Below are 18,301 nucleotides of genomic sequence, written 5' to 3'. Positions count from 1 at the left end.
ATAGGCCGGATAGATTCACGCATCCAATGCCGAGTTGCCGCCAAATGTTCTTCTCGCCCGGGAGGCGTCCATAGATTATCGTAGACGCCGCGCGTGCAGGCCCCGCCGAAGAAGGCGAATGCCCGGTCATGGGCATCGAAGACCATCTCCTGCGTCTCGCGCGGATAGGCTCTCACATACATCATCCGGCTGTGGCAGAGCCGGACATGCGCCACCTTTACCGTCGTCGTCACGCCGTTCAGCACGACGATCTCGTGGCTCCAGTCGAACTGGTAGGCCTCGCCCGGCGCATAATAGAGCGGCACGTAGGCTTCCGCCGTAACCGAGCCGCGTTCCTTCGCCCAGGTTCGGGCGTAGCGCCGGACTGTGTCGTAACCGCCCTCGTAGCCGAGGTCGCGCAGGTCCTCGAATATCCGGATCAGTGTCAGCCGCTCGCGGGAAGCCTTCGCCTCATTGGCGAGCAGCATTCCATCGAGCTGATCGCGCCAGGGGCCGAGCTTCGGCTGAGGTTGACGGGTCCGCTCATATTTGAACTCCGTCTCATCGCTGCGCAGAACCTTCCGCACCACTTTCCGCGATATGCCAAGCTCCCGGCAGATCGCCTTGATCGACTTGCCCTGCACACGGGAAAGCCGACGTATCTTTAGAATTGTCTCCACAACAAGCATCCAAATAAAAAGCAACGGTGTTAGGCGTCAAGCACCGTTGCGTTGGCGTCTCGCATTCTAGCATTTAGGATGATGATCATTTTACGCATGACGGCGACAAGTGCGACCTTTCCGGGCTTTCCTTGCTGCTTGAGACGCGTGAAGAATGCCTTCATGTCGGGATCGAAACGAATGGCAGGCAGCGCTGCGACGTAAAGCGCGTCGCGCAGATGTCTTCTACCACCTGCAATCATGCGCTTGCCGCGCATCAGACCACTATCGCGATTAAGCGGCGCAACGCCAACCAGCTTGGCAATTTGTCCTTTGTCAGTATGCCCCAGTTCCGGCAGGTCGGCCAGGATGAAGCATGCCGTTCGTAGGCCGATCCCCTTGAGCGACATCAAAACCTCGGCCTTCCGGCCCAACTCTGCATCCGCTTTCAGGCAAGCAGTCATTTCATCCACGATAGCCTGACGCTGATCGAGCAGGAAACGCAGGCTTTCCTCGATCCAGACTTTCGTTCGCCCGGTCAACTTCTCCCGGCGATTTTTCTCCTGCACGATCATGTGCGACAATTGTCTGTAACGACTGACAAAATCCGCCAGAGCCCGCTCCTGAGAAGAGCGTTGTGGCAGAATTCTTGTTTCCATGCGCCTTGCATAATCGGCAAGAATGAAGGCGTCGATCCTGTCGGTCTTGGAGAGTTGGCCACAGGCACGTGCAAACTGCCTGATCTGCTTCGCATTGACCTTGGCGACAGGCAATCGCGCGGCCTGCAAGGCGGCAACGACAAGGCGCTCGTAACCGCCGGTCGGTTCGAGAACCAGACGTTCAATATCGTCCACAGTTGCGAGAAAGGCGAGAAAACTGGCAATGCCTGCTGCCGTATTTTGATAGGTTACTGTCTGGCCATCCGGCAGAACGCAGGCATCCAAAGACGATTTTGATATGTCGATGCCGACAAAACGGCTAGTATAAGACATGAGGCTGGTCTCCCTTATACACGAGCGCGAAGCTCCCTCAACGGTGCGACAAGACCTCAAAAGCTGCAAAGGGTTCTGCTTTTTTACGAACGAAAGTTCACGCCCCGATGGGCTCAACCGCTTTGCAGCAGCCATTGCGGTGTTGCATTCACCACAATGACATAGAGGCCGGAACGAAGTTTAACGTTCCGGCCTCAAATGTATAAGCCTCCGATGAAACCGGAGGCTGTTGTAACCCCATCGCAGATGGGGGTCCCGTTTGGACGCCGATCACCCCATTTGCGGGGTCCTTATTCCATGCCTAATCACACCGGAGAAGACACGATGGTGGTAGTAGCGGACAAGCTTGCCGAACTTGTTGCGGCTTAGGCTTAGCTGTAGACTGTCATCTTTTCCACTGTGGCCAATCTCAGATTAAGTGCCAAAATCGAACCCGGAATCTCAGATTAAGTGCCCTCTCTCAATTTAGATGCCGGGCTATCTTGTTAAAACTATTAGTTCCGGAGTCTTGTGATTAAATGCAAAACGACATCAGGCCTTCGCGGGATATGTCCTGCCTCTGACCGATCGGTGGCGGGCAGAACGCTTCCTCGCGACTTAACGCCGATGCCAAAGTCCGCGGCCGTCATATGCGGCCCCGCTTGCTTCTCGGCAGATGTTCAACGGACTTTTGCGAACGCATTCCGCGCCCCATGTCAGTTACCGAGCAAGGGACAGACTAGAGCGCAGTAAAGTCGACCGAGCCGCCCATTTCCGCCATCAAATCTCGGAGCCGTGGGGCCTGCGTTCGCGGCAGCGCGATCGCCAACAGGCGCTGCGCCCGCGACGCCCCCACATAGATCTTGCGCGCTTCCTCATTGTCGACCGCTGCGTCCCCCGTCAGAAAATCAACGATGCCCTTCGCAGTGCTCGGCGACATCACCACGCATATCGCTGGAAATTCCATGCCCTTCACACTGTGAATTGTCCGCGCGGCGTGGCCGGATGGGGGCGCGACCGACAATGCCTTGTCCAGATCGCCATTGCGGCGAAGCCGCTGATTGATTGACGGGCCGCCGGCCGGCAGCAACGGCGCGAGCAGACGACGGGCTTCATCGTGCCACGCCTCGGCCGTTGCAAACCGTTCCGGACTGAACTTCAGGGCGTGCGCCAACGCGAGTGCTGCAGGGCGCCACGACTGCGGGCTGACGTCTGTATCCGTGAGATGCTGGTGATAGGTCTTTCCGCCCATGCCGCCACCCAATTCGAGCATGATGCGGTGGATCGCGACAAGCGCCTCCTTTCGACCGCCAATCTCGAACGAGAAGTGAAAATCGCTCACCGCAACTGCAAGCCTGTAACTGAGATCGCGAACGCCCGTATCCTGGGGATGTCCGAGTGCGTTCGCGCCTGTTCGCCTTGTCGCCGAAACGATAGGGCAATCCTGTGCCGCGAACCCCATAGCCCGCACGAGTTCTTGGAATTTCGCCCCGATCGTCGAAGGAACGCCCCTTCCTGAATAAGACAGGATCTGAACCGCCTTCGGTTCGTCCCGACACTCGCCCAGCGCTTCGTCGATCGCAGCACGCATATTGGGCGCGCGCAACGCCACCAAGCACTTCGTGATGTGGCCGCTGGATCGGAAGTTTCCGCTCATGGGAAGACGCTCGGCTTCGCCGAACTTCTCCGCGAATTGCGAAAGCTCGCGGGTTACGCCGCCGCGAAAGCTGTAGATTGCCTGGTTGGGGTCGCAGATCACCTTCACGGGCACGCCGGCCGTCCGCAACCAGTCGATGATCTCCAGGTCGACCGGATTGCAGTCTTGTGCCTCGTCTACGATGAGCTCGAGGAAGCGCGCCGCCAGCGCCCGGCCGAGGACTGCGCCCCGCGCCGGATCGCGCAGCCGGGTAAGCGCCATGGATCGCGCGTCGGTGAAGTCGAGTTCGCCGCGCTCCAAGAAGCGCGCTCGTGCGTTCCGGGCCGCAGTTTCATGCGCCTTGAGCTGCCCGCGAAAGCCATGGCGCTGAATTAGCGCCGGGATTGCCTCCCCCGTTGTGCGATCGAAGCATTCCAGCGGCAACGCCTGCGCCCCGGCAAACGGCTGAATAATGCGGTCATCCTTGTCCGGGATGAGTTTCGGCTTCGCGGCGCAGCCATCGATCGCGAAGGGTGCGATGAGGAACTGCCAGAGAAACCCATCAAATGTGCCGATGAAGTGAGGAAAAGCCGGCGTACCGATCAGGCCTTCGCGGCGCAGTCGATCATCCAGCTCCGAGACCGCAGCGATCGTGAAGGAGAGGAAAGCGATTGCGCCACTCGTGGCCCCACCATTTAGAAGCTTGCGCGCTCGCTCCACCATGACACGGGTCTTGCCCGCACCCGGACACGCCGCGATGAAGGCAGATCCCGAATGCTCGATCACGCGCTTCTGCTCATAAGTCGGCTTGAACGGCGCCGCGATCATTTCACGAGCGCCTCTATCGCCGTCTTCAAATAGCCCGGTACTGTGAACGCCGCGCCGTTGTTGATTTCCTCAGCGACTAGCTGGGCAAAATCACCTTTGCGCGTCGTCTCGAACAATCTTTGAATTGCTACCGCCTGTGCAGCGCCGGCCTGCCCGACGGCGGCCTCCCACTTGTCAGCAGAGCGCGGGTGGAGCTTTACATAGGCCCCCTTAAGCAGAGCCCCGTTCCCTGCTTGCACCAATTCTGCCTCGAGCGAATAGTCGTTGATCACGACCTCAAGCAGATCACTTGCGCCAAGTTCTGCGGCGGCCGCCTCCAGATCGCGCTTGCGTCCGGTGCCTGGCGTCATTGCCCCGTCAGCAACCTCGCCACCGTCGCCGTCCGTCAAGACGACGAGCCGATCCGCGATCCGCACCTCATTGTAGGGTGAGAGGAGCAACTTGGCGTAAGGCTCAAAGTCAACGCCATCAATCGGGACGAACACCGCCGAGCGAAACAGGCGGAGCTTCTCCGGTTCGCCTTTCAGGACGACCTTCTTCGCGATGACCGGAAGCAAAAGCGCTTCAGCGATCCCCTCGACGAGGAGCACGCGACCACCGAACAGGAGAGCCGATTTGGTCACGTCGAGATAGCGATCGACCTTGCGACGCTCGACCGGATTGAGCGCTAATGCACTGAGCGGAATGCAGCGTGTTTCTCGCCTCGGCCTGCCCACCGGCATCACGGGACTCGGCTCGATTTCCGGCATGATCTCGGCTGGAACGCCGGCGAGCGCATGCGGCTCTTTCTCCGCAACAGCCGCCTCGGCCAAATCTGGCGAGGGAAGAAACGATCGGAAAAAGACGAGCTTCTTGCTTTCCACCCACGCCGAAAGGTTCGGCGAATGGGTTGCTACGATCACCTGCAGCTCGCCCGCCGGACCTTGAATATCAGCGCGCGGCTTACGCGATTTCTCGGCCTGCTCGTCAAGGAAGCTGAGCACAGCCGCCTGGAGCTGGGGGTGGAGATGGGCTTCCGGCTCCTCGACCAGGAACAGCGTCAAATCGGCGTCGTTGACCTTTTCGAGCTCGACCGCGATCGTCGCCATATAGAGAAGGTTCGCGTAGCCGTGTCCCGAATAACGAAGATCCTCGGGCTCGATGCCGTGATCGGAGAGCTTGAAGCGGAGGTCGCGCGCGATATCGATGAGCTTCTCATCATTTGCGAAGCCCAGGGATGCAGCTTGCCGCCGCACGCCAGCAGTCAACGCGCTAAGCCCGACTTCCACAGCGCCCCCGACTCTACCAAGAATCTCCGATTCCACACCGCGCCGAAGTGCCTTAGCCAAGGCCTCCGGCTTTTCGCCATCAAGGAAGTGATTGAGAAGTGCGTAGATGCGAGTCGGATTGCCGGATGCCAGGGCCCGCTTTGCGTCGCGCAACGGCGGCAAATAGACATGCCGGACCATGTCGTGACATCCGGGCTCCGGATTGCCCTGCTGATGCCCGCCCCACAAGACCGGACGCACGGGGAAGCGGCCAGTGGTCTCATCATATTTGAGACCGAAAATGCAGCCGGAGATCGCGGCGTCGGTCGCCGCTGAAATCATCCGGCCTTGTTGTGCCGGAGTTAGCTCGGTGAAGGTCGCGGTCAGCTCGAACTTTCTCTCGTCGCTACCAAATCGGATGTCCGTCGTCTCACAATAGAGTTCCCGGCGCCCACCAAGTGGCGCCGTTAAAAGCCGTATCGCATCAATTGCGTTGCTTTTTCCGCCGTTGTTTTCTCCAACAAGGATTGTCAGATCCTTGCAAAGAGGAATTTCGGACTGACCAAAAGAACGGAAATTACTGAGACTAAGATTTTTGAGATACATGCTCCCTCCGGCCCAGCGCGTACTATCGACCGCGCGAATCTTTATTGTATTTGAGCAAAGGAATAGGCGGTCGCCAATAGCGCCCCCTCCGAACTTGGCGAGCAAGGACATTGCCAGAGGAGCGACTTCGAAATTGAGGCCGATCTCGCCCAGCCTCAGATTTGCTTAGCCGAGGCACACCAGGTCTCTCGCACCCCGCCGGTTGCAGGGCGCGCGACTACGGTCCGGTGACTGAAACGGCGGCGAAGCGCGTACCTTTCAAGGCGGCGACGGTCGCGTCTCTGTTGCCGCCCGGAGCAACATGGACGCCGGTCAATTGCAGATCGCAAAAGCCATTGGGTTGGTCGATCGGGATCGGCCAGTAGTCGGAGGCGCCATCGTTTCGGGCGAGGTCAATACCATCCGGATGCCGTTTGACGAGAAGGCGGACCTCGTCTTCCAATGCAACGGTCCAATCCAGATAGAACGCGCCGGCGCGCGAGATCGTCCAGGGATTGAACGGAGGCTCTCCTGCAGCTCGCAGCGCATCGTTTATTTCTTGTAGGAGTGTCATCGATCCGCTGGTTTCGTAATAGATCGGCCGAAGCGCGGCGGCGGGTTTAGGTGTAACTTTGAGTTCGAGACGCACTCCGGTGCCCCCGCCAAATGCTCCCCACATCAGCAGCGGATCCTTTGGGGGCACCCGCGTCAGGGAGGCATAAAATAGGTCATCAGACAGGGTCCTATAAAACTCTTCGCCCTGTGATTTGTCTAGATAACCGTCAAGCGCGTGTGACTTGGCGAATGCCGCAAGCTCTCCACCCTGGCCAAGCCGGTTGCGGACCGGATAGAGCCGAAGCTCGCCCGAGGAGACAATCCCCTGAAATCCGCTGAACCCAGTATAATGGTAGACCGTGCTCGGTGTGGGCTCATGGGGAAACATGAAATCCAGTACGGTTGCCGAAAGGCGGGCAGGTTGGGACGTGAGTTCGATTATCACCGCCTTGCACAGGTGAAAGTCCATGCGGTTTATGGCCAACACAATTCCATGACGAGCGAGAACGCGGCCGAAAATATCAACAATATTGTCGCGTCGGGCCATCTCATCAAGAATCCCTGCTGCACTCATATCGCGTCCTTCTAATGCCTTGAGGTTAGTGCTGATCTGCCGCGCTTAACAATGATACCTCAGCGACGATCGCATCAAGGACCTGATTGAGCTTGGAGAGATCATAGTTCCCTGACATCAATTCTTGAGCATCATGCTTCATGAAATGGCGGTCATAGGATTCCTTGTGCTCCAATGCGCCGTGCCACAATCCTATCTCGCGCTTGAAGTTGCTCCAGATCACCTGCGGCGGCGGGTAGCCGGGCAGATTCAAATCGAGATAGCATTCGATCGCCGCGGCGCGGCCATTGATGTCACAGTTGCTGAGCCCCTCTGGGCCAAGTGCCGGAAACCTCCGCAGTTCCTCAACATCCGGCAAAACCATGCTGCGCAGGTTGGCCGACATATTCAGCTCCTTGAGCTTGCGGTACGCATCCACCCCTTCCGCATCGTTGTCGAGAAGGAACAGCACCTGGTTCTGTATATCAATCCGCACCAGTCCCTCGGCAAACCGTACCATATTGCCGGTGCCCCAAAAGTGGTGCCGCTCATCGCCGTCAATAAAGCGAAAGAAATCCGCGACGTCGGGCCGAAGGAGGTCGAGCGCACGGCGCAGGATCCGAGAATCCGACGCACCTTCAGTCGCGACCAGGATAGTCTGCTTTCTGTCTGCGCCGGCGACAAAGTTCTCCCGTGCGGCCCAACCTGCATTAACGAGATCGCCGAACTGCCATATCACCTCCGCCTCCGCATTCCGCGGATCCTGAGCGAAGATTAAGAGCATCGAAGCAGCGCTCAGGATGCAGATTTTTGACGACAGGTAGCTCGCTTCAGACCAATAGGAGTTGGAGTTTTCGGTGCAGGGGACACGGGCAAATTTCTCCGCAAGGATGGCGAAGCGCCCTTGCGAAACGATGTCGCGGTCGTCGGTCTCGTACTCCACATACTTCTGTGCGAGGCTTGTCAGGGGGAAGTGATTGGCAAGAGCGCAGAATTCCTCGAAGGTTAAACGCTCTGGCCTCCGTCCGTTCGCGACCATCGCTGTAATGTCTGCCGACTCAGCCGCGAGAGCCTCATATTCCGCTTTGGCGGTCTCTAGGCTATGCCCGAGTATCTGCAGTCTCGGAACGACCCGCGACAGTGGACGAACGAAGGAAAGCTCGCTCTCAGCGAGCTCGTCTTCCTCTTCAGGATGTTCGGCATAGTAATCGTAGTCTACGCCGTCGCATGGACGGCGCGCCAAATCCTGACTTTGAAAAAGGTAGCCGTAATCGTGCCCCATATTGTTTTTGGTATAGTCGAGGGAGACGCCACCCACCTTCAGTTCAATCGAAGTGCCCATGGGTCAGGTCTTGTCGCCTCCGGAGTCCTTGCGGGTCTCCGAGGTAATCTCCTCGATCTCCCGCCGCTGCTCGGCGTGTTTCGTGGGGTTTTGCTCCTTTAGCTTCTGCAAATTTAGGAGCTTCCAGCGCACGGCTGGCAGCTCCGCGGCCCGTGGTAGCCCGATGGCTTCGAAATCCGGTTCGCCGTCGTGGAGCGACAGCAGGAAGCGCATCGGCTTGTCGTCCAGCTTCGCGAGAATATCGGCCGTCATCTGGCTTCTCGCGGCTTTCAGGTCGTCGAGGCTGACGGGCTCGATCGTCATCCCCTCAAATTCCTTCACAAAGGCCTCGTCGAGCTCTGCGAGCGACGGCCGCACAAGCTCGTGCGGCGGGCGTCCGGAGCTGGCGACGTAGATCAGGAATGTCCGGAACAGCGCGTCCGTCATCCCCTCGTTTTCATAGAGCAGCTTCACATCGAACAGGTCTCGCGGATGCTGTCGGTCTACCGCCGCATGGAGCTTTCCGCCGAACAGGTCCTCGAACGAGACAACCTGCATCTCGGCGAAACCGAATTCATCCTCTACGGCCGCGCTCACGCGTCGGCGTTCGGGTGGATGGACAGTTCCGCGCGCGACGGGAGATGTCTCGACCTTTATTTCGGCATTGCCCTGACGGACGAGGAGGCGGGTGTCGTTGTTGCCGCCGCCGGCGATCCGTTGGACGCTCGCGCCGCGCAGATTGCCCATCACGTCTTCGCGGATGCGCTCCAGTGTCGTGTCGATGTTTTTCAACGTCGTTTCACGGTCCTCAATCGGCAGATAGGTCAGGTCGATATCGACCGAGAGCCGCGGCATGTCGCGATAGAAGAGGTTGATCGCTGTTCCACCCTTCAGCGCGAAGGCCTCGTGGCGGGCGATGTAAGGAAGCGTCCGCACCAAGAGGTCGACTTGGCGCATGTATTGGTCACGGGCCATGTTGGGCCTCCTTTGGCATCAAGTCGGCCGGGACTGTGATGCGATAGTCGGGGTGCAACCGGCCACCAGGTGTAAGCGCCCGGTCGCCCTTGCCGAGATCGATGGATGAGGTTTCGACGTGCCGGCGCCAGGCATGATTATGCTTGTCGGCAAACACGAAGAAGAGGCGCTTGGCTTTGACGCTTCGGCACTGGGTGAGGAGTGTCGTTAGCAATCTCGGGCGCAGATTGGCGAGGCTCTCGAACGCCACGTCCACCTTGTGGAAACTTTCCCCCTTCGGCACCTCTTCGATCATTTCAAGGATCGCGCGCTCTGGTGAGGACATCGGTATTGGCCAGCGCCATGGGCTTTGCGCCAGTTCCGGGTCGTCGCCGTTGGAAAGGTCGAAATCCACGTCTTCAACGCCGGTCGATCCGTCGCCGAACAAGACGTTACTCTTGGTCTTCACATCGGCGTCCGTCCGGAGTTTCGATAGCCATGTCGGGATATCGGATCCGTAGAGATAGAGGGCAAATTCGCCGCCGAATGACAGGTAGTGGGCATGTCCCCTCAAGGAGAGTGAGCTCGCCCCGCCGACATGAAATTTGCGTCGCATGAGCCAGACAGCCGAGAGCAGGGGGATTTTCCAGCCGACGACAGCTTCTGGATTGGCGTCCGAGGAAAATGGGCGACGGTACACGCCTGACATGACCGGCTCTAGCCAACCTTGTTTGACATAGCCTGAAACAGACTGCCGCGAGATTGCATGACGGCTCATCCACCCCGAATCCACCAGGAAACCGGGAGGGACTTCCTGCAGAAGCTGCTTTAGCTTTGTCTCTGGCTGTCCATTCATGTTTGACATTATGGCATAAGATTAAAGCTTGTGCGACCCGAACTTTACAAGATGCCAAATTTGTCAATTCAAGATAGTCCAGATGCGTGGATCTCAAAGTCGGAGGGGGACGGGCGCCCCCTCCGGGCCGGGCTGTTGGCAGAGCTGAAGCCCCGGCGGGTCTTCCCCCATGTGGGCGGCCATCCCTGACGCAGACTAGACGAGCACCCAAACCCGCAGCGTTATCCTCGTCGACTGGTATGTCGACAAGCTTCCGGCGATCTTGATCTTTAAGAAGCTTGCGCTTTGCCATCGCCCGACTCCATTGATGAGCAATCTGCTCGAAGCGTTGTCGAGTCGGGCCGGACAGAGAAATCAAAATTGGCGCATGTCGATGGCAATCCACAGGGATCGGATGTTGCACATCCGATCTACGGTATCGTTCCGGTTTCGTTCGACCTTAGCGTACGTGTGTGGAAGGCTCCCGCGTTGAGGGAAAATGGCTTCGTTATGCAGCGCGTCTCGAGTGCAGTCGTGTGTCCGGCCTTTGATGCAGCCCTTCTTTCGACTGCTGGCCTTGAAGGGTTCCGCCAGGATCGTGCCCCCAATCGATTAGACGGACTTTGATGTCCGCTACGCTAAACGGGTTCGGCCGATCCATCAGGATCGAGTTGCTGCCTTCACTTACCTCTTTCGCCTCAAACTTCGAACGGCCTCAGCTATTTACGGGCTGAACCGCTCTCAGATCGTTGATTTCCTCATATTCGCCACCTCGGGTCATGATCGACCACGCTATACGAGCCATCTTGTTGGCAAGTGCGACGGCTGGGACCTTTGGCGGCCGACGTCTCAACAAGCCACCAATCCATCCTGTGCCACTACCTCCGTCGCGACGAATGTAGCGTAAAACAGAGGTTGCACCGAGCACCAATAATTGCCGGATATATGGATTTCCTTGTTTGCTGATGTGGCCAAGCCGCGCCTTGCCTCCGGAGGAGTTCTGCCGTGGTACTAAGCCGAGCCAAGCGGCAAAATGTCTCCCTGACTTGAAAGCCTGCGGATCGGGAACAATCGACGACAGGGCCGACGCTGTGACAAACCCTACTCCAGGTATGGTTTCCAGTCGGTTCGATAGGTCATTTTTGTAATGCCAGGAGATCAGCTTCTTTTCGATTGCCTCAAGACGTTGCGCCAGGTCGCAAACTAACTTAGCCAGCGCCTCAAGGACGAACCGGGCAAGCTCCGGGAGATCTGATCGCTCACCTTGAGCAAGCTCACGGACAACGCGTGCCATCTGAGCAATTCCGACACCAATCGAAATGCCAAGCTCGGCAAGATGGGCACGGATGGAGTGCAGAAGCATCGTGCGTTGCTTGATGAGCAGAGCTCTTGAACGGTGCAACATCGCCGCTGACTGCTGCTCTACGGACTTCACCGGCACGAAACGCATTGTTGGTCGCATCACTGCTTCACAGATCGCCTCAGCGTCCGCGGCGTCATTTTTCTGCCTTTTGACGTAAGGCTTCACATAGGCTGGCGGCATCAGCCGCACATCATGCCCGAGAGCAGAAAGCTCGCGTGCCCAATAATGAGCGGTTCCGCAAGCCTCGATGCCGATGATGCAGGGTGGTACCTGCGCAAAGAATTTCAGCATCTGTTGGCGTCGCAACTGTCGCCGTACCACTACATTGCCGCCGTGATCAATCGCATGAACTTGAAACACCGACTTCGCTATATCGATGCCAATAGTAGAGATCTCTTCCATTTGAACGCTCCCGGTTTGTCCATCCTAACCGATGCCATCTTAGCACCGGCGGAGCGGGAGCCTTCCATCCCATCGATTTCGGACTGCTCTTGTTCTGACCCCAATAAGGTCGCGCGCTGCCTGCCGGGCGAGTTGCCGGACGAGATCGGCGAGGCGGGGGTCGGGTTTGCGGGTGCCAGCAACGCGCGCAATGGCTTCATCCGTGGTCTCGGTGACCAGCCGAAGCTTCGATGGGGTGGTTTGTCGTTGCCGTGCCATTCCCGTGCCGATCCCTGAAGAGCCTGCACAAAGACTACGCAGCATTTACAATGCGTTACAGAGAAGCGCCCGGCGGCGTTTGGCGGGGAATGGAGGGCTGGGTGGGGCATTGGCGTATTCCTGAGCAGCATGGCGTAGCAAAAATACTGGCGCGACGATGTGCGAATTTGCGGCTCGCCAGGGGATTTGAACATCTGCTCGCACAGCAAGACGTTCCAGCCATGTCCTGAGATCAGTCTAACGCGGAGACGCCGCGCATGGCAATGCGGGAAAATGGGCCGCGCCGATGGTGGTTGCTGGTCTCGATGGTGAACCCCTCAGCCCTCTCCGTTCCTCACAGGTCCGGCAGGCCGAGGCTGAGTTGCCGGGCAGCATCGTCAGAGGTGGTTCGGGAAATCTGACAGCCAGGATGAGCGGCTCTTTGCTGCGACCATCGCACTAGGCTCCAGACCCATTGATTTCAGGCGTTTGGCATGATTCAGGCTCCGCAAGGAGACCTGATCGATGAGCAATCTTTACTGGCTGAGCGATGCCCAGATGGAACGCCTGAAGCCGTTCTTTCCCAAGAGTCATCGCAAGCCCCGCGTCGATGATCGCCGCGTTCTCAGCGGCATAATCTTCATCAACCGCAATGGGTTGCGGTGGTGTGATGCGCCGAAGGAATACGGGCCCGCCAAGACCCTCTACAACCGTTGGAAGCGCTGGAGTGACAACGGGGTCTTCGCCCGGATCATGGTCGGCCTGGCCGCTGAGAGCGCCGAGCACAAGACGATCATGATCGATGCGACCTATCTCAAGGCACACCGCACGGCGTCGAGCCTGTGCGTGAAAAAGGGGGGCGCGCACGCCAGATCGGGCGGACAAAAGGCGGCATGAACACCAAACTGCACGCCGTTGCCGATGCCACGGGGCGGCCGATCGGGTTCTTCATGTCGGCCGGCCAGGTCAGCGACTACACAGGCGCCGCGGCTCTTCTGGGCAGTCTGCCGAAGGCGGGTTGGCTGCTGGCTAACAGGGGCTACGACGCTGATTGGTTCAGAGAAGCGTTGAAAGACAGGGGGATAAAGGTCTGCATCCCCGGTCGAAAGTCCCGCAGGAAGGCCGTCAAATACGACAAGCGGCGCTACAAACGGCGCAACCGCATCGAGATCATGTTCGGCCGTCTGAAGGATTGGCGGCGCGTCGCCACCCGATACGACCGCTGCCCGGAAACCTTCTTCTCCGCGATCATGCTCGCCGCAACCGTCTCGTTCTGGCTGTGAAATTCAATGAGTCTGGACCCTAGCTGACAATCCTCATTACTCTCAAAGAAGCGGTGCCCAAAGCCGCGCAAGAGGCGAACTGATCCGGATGTGAAGCGGCTGATCGACAAGCGCGCTGATCAGTTCATCGCTCTGTACAAAATCGTCAGACAGCATGCGCTCCACGTCGGACGCAAAGGCCCCGTCTGCGACGAAGACCATGCTCTCGAAATTGAGCCGGAAGGAACGGTTGTCGAGGTTCGCGGTCCCGACCGCTGCCAGATCGTCATCCACGAGAATGACCTTCTGGTGCAAAAAGCCGTCGCAATAGCGGAAGAACCGCACGCCTGTTGCACGCAATTCGTCGAAATAGGCGTGCGAAGCGAGCCACGGCAGATAATGGTCGATCGTGGAGGGGAGCAGAATCCGCACATCCCGACCTGCAAGGGCCGCAGAGACGAGCGCGGACATGATGTCGGTGTCCGGTACGAAATAGGGCGAGGCGATCCAGATCCTGTCCCGGGCAGCCGTGATCGCGGTGAAGAACATCAGGCTACCGCTGTCGATCGGGTCTCCGGGCCCCGTTGGCACTAGGGCTGCAAGCGTCGCGTTTTCCGGGTCCGTCGCGTCACCCGCCTCCCATGGCAAATCGTCCGTCAGGGACTCGCCGCTGGCCCAATGCCAGTCCTCCGCGAAAACGGCTTGTATCTGCCCCGCGACCGGCCCCCGGATCTCGACATGTGTGTCTCTCCAGCGGCCGAACTGCGGGTCAAGGCCGAGATACTCGTCGCCCACGTTGTGCCCGCCGACAAAGGCCACGTCACCGTCGACGACAACCGTTTTGCGATGATTACGAAAGTTGATCTCCAACCGCGATGTTGGACCTCTGGAGTGATCCGGGTTCAGCACGGCGACACCGGCGTCGCGCAATCTGGCGGCCCAGGCCTCCGGCAGTTTCTGGCTGCCCACCCCGTCATACATCACGCGGACCTTCACGCCGCGCGCGGCGGCAGCAACGAGGTGATCCGCCAAGCGCCGTCCAAGCCCGTCGTCTCGTATGATGTAGAACTGCACACATACGCTTTCGCGCGCGCTGTCGACCACTGCGCAGATGGCATCGAAGGTCGCGCCGCCGTCGATCAGCAGCCGGACCTCATTTCCGCCGGTAAAGGGCAGTCCCCCGATGCGTTCGAGCGCGCGCAGCGTTTTCTCCCGTTCAAACGGGAGGGTGCCTCTGCTCGCTTCGGTATCTTGTATGCTGAACAGGTCATGGCTTTCTCGCCATGCCGCGCGATAGTCGCGGACTTTGCGGCGACCGAGCACAAGGAAGGCTGGAACGCCGAACCACGGCGATGAAACGAGAAAGACGACCCAAGCGGCTGCACCCTGTGGCGTGCGCGCCGATGCAATCGCGGCCCAGACGCAATAGGCGACTGCCAAGGCGCCAAAAACAGCCAGTATTGTCGCAAGAACTGTCGTCACCTGGCGAGCGGCTCCCGAGTCAAAGAGTAAAATAGCGCGCTTATCGTAGCAGCGATTTTAGAAACGGAAATGGTCGTGTCGCGAAGGTGGTGGAAATTGCCGAGCAGCGGGCTCCGGGCATGTAACGTTGGCTCCAGTCAGGGGCGTTGATGATGTGACCGCCCCCCGACGGCATCGCTGTGCCAAGGTGGGTCTGCGAGGATCCACAGAGAGGAGCGGTCATGTCGGAGATTATCACGGTTGGGCTCGACCTGGCGAAGAATGTGTTTCAGGCGCATGGGGCTGATGCATCCGGGCGCGCGTTGCTGCGCAAGAAGCTGAGACGGGACCAAGTGCTGGCGTTTTTCGGTCAGTTGCCGCCCTGCGTGGTGGGGTAATCCTCCCCGTTTTAACGGGGTGCAGCCGTAGAACTCACGCGGCCATCTTCAGCTGGGCTTGTCGCAAACCTTGCAGTAGGCTGAGACTACCCCGCGAACGGTGGCATTTTCACGCTTTGTTAACCTTTTGAAGTCCGAAGAGGCGCCCGAGCAGGTCATTCTGGTCGTTGATTGTCCAGTCGCCGGAAAAGCCGAAGCCTTTGCGCAGCCACAACATCGCTTCGAACCCAGCGATCGTCCGGCGCGCCGTTTTGAATGACTGGAAGCAGCCGATCTTGGGCATGTTCTTCTTGACCCGGAAGTGGTCGCTCTCGATGCCTTGCTGGAGGTGCTTCGTGACATAATGTACCGGGCTCAGATGCAGGAGCCCGTCATCGATGGCTGTTTTGATCGTTGAAGGAAACGTGTTAGCGCCATCTGTACCGATCTTACCCGGCGATAGTAGCGGCTCATCCTTGAGCATCTTACGGAAGAAGCGCTTGGCGGCGTCGAGATCGCGCTTCGCGGTGAGCAAGAAGTCGACCGGGTTTCCGTGCTTGTCGATGGCGCGGTACAGGTATCGCCACTTGCCCCGGATCTTGACGTAGGTCTCGTCAATCCTGACTGAGCCACAATGCGGTCGGCGAAACTGGCGTAGGCGCTTCTCGATTACAGGTGCATAGGCGAGGACCCAGCGGTTGATTGTACTATGGTCGACCTCGAAGCCGCGCTCGCGGAACATCTCCTCGAGATCTCTGTAGCTGAGCGGATACCGTAGATACCATGTCACTGCCTGCACGATCAGCCATGCCTCGAAATGCCGCCCTTTGAAATCGTCCTTCGACTGGCGCTTCAGCTTTTCGGCAATGGCATTCAGAATCATGGCTACGCTCCGCTACATCGGGAGCTGAATTTCCACCGTTGTGGTCAGCAGCTAGTTAACCAAAAGAATTTGCGACACGCCCCGAAATACTCTCCGACTATAGCGTCATGCGTGATCAGGTGCGGGCGTGCTCTCAGTGATCTGAGAAACATAGTTATCTTGATGTTGACCCTGCTAAACCCTTAGCCCCGCCCATCTAACCATAAGACTACCGACCAGCATGCTCGCTCCAGTCGCGACAAGGAGGGGGCCGGCGAACTCGTCGGCTACAATGCCCGATGCCGCGGAAGCCGACAGCAGCATCAGGCTGAATTCTCCTCCGTGGCCCAGGATGATCCCAGTCCTCCATGCGGTCTGAAGCGACTCGCCGAATAGTCGGGCGACGACCAAAACGATCAGCGTCTTGCCCGCAAATATGATCGCGAGCCAGCTCAGCACGACTGGCCACGCATACGGGATAATCCAAAGTGGCAATTGCGTTCCGATGCCGACGAAGAAAATCCCGACAAACAAATCGCGGAAGGGCCGGATCTCGTTCTCGACGGCATGGCGCGCGTCACCCTCGCCGATGATCATGCCGGCCGCGAATGCGGCGAGTGCCGGAGAAAGACCGACGGAGGTCGCGACGATCGCAGACCCGAGCGCAATGGTGAGCGCGAGGAGTTGGGCGAGTTCCGGATCGCCACGCGACGCGACCCAACGGGCAAGCACCTGCAGGGGGCCACGGGCAATGAACAGAGCTGCAACCAATGCCGTAGAACTGGCGATGACCGTTATCACGCCATGTCCCTCGGCGGCTCCGCTCATCGAATCGTGCAGAAGCAGGAATGCAACAGCTGCCAAGTCTTGAAACAGAAGCACTGCAATGGACAGACGTCCTTGGGCCGATCCCAGAGCGTTCGCGCTTGCGAGCACCTTGAGGCACATGGCCGTGGATGACATGGCAACGGCCCCGCCGATGAGGATTGCGGGGACGGGCGCGAGATCGAAGATCAGACTCGCTACCAACGATACCGTTATCGTCGTGACTGCAACCTGCGCGGCTCCAAGACCGAAGACATGCTTCCTGAGCGTTACGAGCTTCTCGAACGAGAATTCCAGGCCAAGAGCGAACAGCAGGAGTACCACTCCGATCTCGCCAATGCTGCTCAGGGCAGCGCTCTCAGCAATCAGGCCGAGGCCGGCAGGTCCGATGATTATGCCGGCAAGAATGTAACCGACAATACTGGGCACGCCGATCCGTGAACATATCGTCACGAGCACGAACGCGGCAAAGACCAACAAGGCCGCACTTTCGACAAATCCAGTCACGCCATGCATGTTCTTCTCCTGATATCATGTCGCAGGAAATGCCAATACTTGTATACTCTAAACGTGCGACCGCGCCCACTGCGCTATCTGCGCGGCAGGCATTACACCGCTCGTCCTCGCGATTTCCTTGCCGTCCCTGAACAAGATCATGGTGGGAATGCCGCGGATCCCGTAACGGTCGGTGATCTGCTGTTCGGCTTCGGTATCGAGCTTGCCGAGACGGAACTGGGGTTCGAGCGAACGCGCCGCAGCCTCGAACTGAGGTGCCATCATCTTGCATGGCCCGCACCATTCCGCCCAGAAATCGACGAGCAGGGGCAGATCGGCATCGGCGTGTCGGTCGAAACTGGCGGCGGTCAGTGTGACTGGCCGGCCCTCGAACAGGGCGGCGCCGCAGCGGCCGCAGCTGGGGTTATCCGTCAGTCGTTCCTGCGGCACGCGATTGACGGAACTGCATTTCGGGCAAGCAACGGTGGGCATTCTGTTCTCCCTTTGAGTGTCGTTTCGGAGGGGCAGGCAGGGCGGCGCCGTTCAGCGCGAGGTCGTGGCCCGCCGGGCCTCTCGGTGGCGGGGTTCGGGCAGGTATTCGACGCCGCCGCCCAGACGGCGGACGGGCTGCGGATAGAGGGTCATCAGCTCGAGTATTTCTTCGGGCATGTCGGTCCGTACCGGCAGCCCCATCTCGCGCGCCTCTTCCGCAGAGATAGGGTAGTCGTGCGTCCAGGTGCCGGTGGCCAGCTGCGCCGCCAATGTCGCCGCCTTTTCCTCGTCCATCTTGTCGGTCAGGAGCCGTCGCGCTACGGTCTCGACTTGGGCGATCGCCTTTCGACCGACATCGGCCAAGACCAACGTCTGGTCGTCGATTTCCGTGATCGGCTTTTG

16 protein-coding genes and 1 pseudogene are annotated in these 18,301 nt (G+C 58.9%); 3 read left to right on the top strand and 14 right to left on the bottom strand.

The window, feature by feature from the left end; translation table 11 throughout:
- From istA to FIB18_RS23755, 8 genes are all read right to left on the bottom strand, one after another.
- Positions 1-668, bottom strand: a 668-nt coding sequence (gene istA / locus FIB18_RS23790) for an IS21 family transposase (protein ID WP_235894966.1), incomplete at its 3' end; no start/stop codon positions are given.
- A gap of 20 nt (positions 669-688) precedes the next feature.
- Positions 689-1,630 (bottom strand): IS110 family RNA-guided transposase, encoded by a 942-nt coding sequence (locus FIB18_RS23785; protein ID WP_024897869.1) that lies wholly within the window; start codon positions 1,628-1,630, stop codon positions 689-691.
- Positions 1,631-2,348: 718 nt separating this feature from the next.
- Positions 2,349-4,073: a UvrD-helicase domain-containing protein gene (locus FIB18_RS23780; protein ID WP_206667409.1), complete on the bottom strand. Its 1,725-nt coding sequence runs from the start codon at positions 4,071-4,073 to the stop codon at positions 2,349-2,351.
- Positions 4,070-5,926 (bottom strand): ATP-dependent nuclease, encoded by a 1,857-nt coding sequence (locus FIB18_RS23775; protein WP_024897871.1) that lies wholly within the window; start codon positions 5,924-5,926, stop codon positions 4,070-4,072. The genes FIB18_RS23780 and FIB18_RS23775 overlap by 4 nt, the downstream gene beginning before the upstream one ends.
- 217 nt (positions 5,927-6,143) lie before the next feature.
- Positions 6,144-7,034 carry a hypothetical protein gene (locus FIB18_RS23770; protein WP_024897872.1) on the bottom strand — a complete coding sequence of 297 codons (891 nt, stop codon included), beginning with the start codon at positions 7,032-7,034 and terminating at the stop codon, positions 6,144-6,146.
- A 25-nt stretch (positions 7,035-7,059) separates the two neighbouring features.
- Positions 7,060-8,355 (bottom strand): HEPN/Toprim-associated domain-containing protein, encoded by a 1,296-nt coding sequence (locus FIB18_RS23765; RefSeq protein WP_024897873.1) that lies wholly within the window; start codon positions 8,353-8,355, stop codon positions 7,060-7,062.
- Positions 8,356-8,358: 3 nt separating this feature from the next.
- Positions 8,359-9,309, bottom strand: coding sequence for a nucleotidyl transferase AbiEii/AbiGii toxin family protein (locus FIB18_RS23760; protein ID WP_024897874.1), 951 nt, complete (start codon positions 9,307-9,309; stop codon positions 8,359-8,361).
- Positions 9,299-10,144, bottom strand: coding sequence for a type IV toxin-antitoxin system AbiEi family antitoxin domain-containing protein (locus tag FIB18_RS23755; protein WP_024897875.1), 846 nt, complete (start codon positions 10,142-10,144; stop codon positions 9,299-9,301). Before FIB18_RS23755 ends, FIB18_RS23760 begins: the two co-directional genes overlap by 11 nt.
- Positions 10,145-10,504: 360 nt before the next feature.
- Between FIB18_RS23755 and FIB18_RS23750 the strand changes: the two genes are divergently transcribed.
- Positions 10,505-10,750 carry a hypothetical protein gene (locus FIB18_RS23750; protein ID WP_024899862.1) on the top strand — a complete coding sequence of 82 codons (246 nt, stop codon included), beginning with the start codon at positions 10,505-10,507 and terminating at the stop codon, positions 10,748-10,750.
- Between the two features lie 88 nt (positions 10,751-10,838).
- Here the strand turns inward: FIB18_RS23750 and FIB18_RS23745 are convergent, their stop codons facing one another.
- Positions 10,839-11,888: an IS110 family RNA-guided transposase gene (locus tag FIB18_RS23745; RefSeq protein ID WP_024899863.1), complete on the bottom strand. Its 1,050-nt coding sequence runs from the start codon at positions 11,886-11,888 to the stop codon at positions 10,839-10,841.
- Positions 11,889-12,650: 762 nt separating this feature from the next.
- Here FIB18_RS23745 and FIB18_RS23735 point away from each other — a divergent pair.
- A protein-coding gene (locus FIB18_RS23735; RefSeq protein ID WP_140023322.1) for an IS5 family transposase occupies positions 12,651-13,408 on the top strand; the annotation gives its coding sequence in 2 pieces (ribosomal slippage) (positions 12,651-12,975 and positions 12,975-13,408; 759 coding nt in all).
- Between the two features lie 42 nt (positions 13,409-13,450).
- Here FIB18_RS23735 and cls read toward each other — a convergent pair.
- Complete coding sequence (gene cls / locus FIB18_RS23730) at positions 13,451-14,869, bottom strand: cardiolipin synthase (RefSeq protein ID WP_035747392.1); 1,419 nt, start codon at positions 14,867-14,869, stop codon at positions 13,451-13,453.
- Between the two features lie 221 nt (positions 14,870-15,090).
- On the opposite strand from cls, the pseudogene FIB18_RS23725 reads away from it, so the two are divergent.
- Positions 15,091-15,240 (top strand): annotated as a pseudogene (locus tag FIB18_RS23725) (IS110 family transposase); the annotation flags it as partial.
- Positions 15,241-15,355: 115 nt separating this feature from the next.
- Here the strand turns inward: FIB18_RS23725 and FIB18_RS23720 are convergent.
- The 4 genes from FIB18_RS23720 to FIB18_RS23705 form a co-directional block, all read right to left on the bottom strand.
- Positions 15,356-16,108 (bottom strand): IS6 family transposase, encoded by a 753-nt coding sequence (locus tag FIB18_RS23720; RefSeq protein ID WP_125271749.1) that lies wholly within the window; start codon positions 16,106-16,108, stop codon positions 15,356-15,358.
- 174 nt (positions 16,109-16,282) lie between these two features.
- A complete protein-coding gene (locus tag FIB18_RS23715) occupies positions 16,283-17,428 on the bottom strand; it encodes a cation:proton antiporter domain-containing protein (protein ID WP_037094085.1) in 1,146 nt (381 codons plus the stop codon).
- Positions 17,429-17,476: 48 nt separating this feature from the next.
- Entirely contained in the window at positions 17,477-17,899 is a 423-nt protein-coding gene (gene trxC / locus FIB18_RS23710) for a thioredoxin TrxC (RefSeq protein ID WP_140023320.1), read from the bottom strand.
- Between the two features lie 51 nt (positions 17,900-17,950).
- Positions 17,951-18,301: SDH family Clp fold serine proteinase (locus tag FIB18_RS23705; RefSeq protein ID WP_407921873.1), on the bottom strand; the 351-nt coding region annotated here is incomplete at its 5' end.

Origin of the sequence: Brucella pecoris (assembly GCF_006376675.1) — a bacterium.
Classification (GTDB): domain Bacteria; phylum Pseudomonadota; class Alphaproteobacteria; order Rhizobiales; family Rhizobiaceae; genus Brucella; species Brucella pecoris.
The sequence above is the reverse complement of the archived record's forward strand: the minus strand, read 5'-3'. Positions and strand labels throughout refer to the sequence as shown.

Coding starts and splice junctions, on each gene's coding strand:
- FIB18_RS23720 (WP_125271749.1), bottom strand. CDS start 16,108: ATGATTCTGAATGCCATTGCCGAAAAGCTGAAGCGCCAGTCGAAGGAC.
- FIB18_RS23775 (WP_024897871.1), bottom strand. CDS start 5,926: ATGTATCTCAAAAATCTTAGTCTCAGTAATTTCCGTTCTTTTGGTCAG.
- FIB18_RS23755 (WP_024897875.1), bottom strand. CDS start 10,144: ATGAATGGACAGCCAGAGACAAAGCTAAAGCAGCTTCTGCAGGAAGTC.
- trxC (WP_140023320.1), bottom strand. CDS start 17,899: ATGCCCACCGTTGCTTGCCCGAAATGCAGTTCCGTCAATCGCGTGCCG.
- FIB18_RS23745 (WP_024899863.1), bottom strand. CDS start 11,888: ATGGAAGAGATCTCTACTATTGGCATCGATATAGCGAAGTCGGTGTTT.
- FIB18_RS23785 (WP_024897869.1), bottom strand. CDS start 1,630: ATGTCTTATACTAGCCGTTTTGTCGGCATCGACATATCAAAATCGTCT.
- FIB18_RS23760 (WP_024897874.1), bottom strand. CDS start 9,309: ATGGCCCGTGACCAATACATGCGCCAAGTCGACCTCTTGGTGCGGACG.
- FIB18_RS23715 (WP_037094085.1), bottom strand. CDS start 17,428: ATGCATGGCGTGACTGGATTTGTCGAAAGTGCGGCCTTGTTGGTCTTT.
- FIB18_RS23770 (WP_024897872.1), bottom strand. CDS start 7,034: ATGAGTGCAGCAGGGATTCTTGATGAGATGGCCCGACGCGACAATATT.
- FIB18_RS23765 (WP_024897873.1), bottom strand. CDS start 8,355: ATGGGCACTTCGATTGAACTGAAGGTGGGTGGCGTCTCCCTCGACTAT.
- FIB18_RS23780 (WP_206667409.1), bottom strand. CDS start 4,073: ATGATCGCGGCGCCGTTCAAGCCGACTTATGAGCAGAAGCGCGTGATC.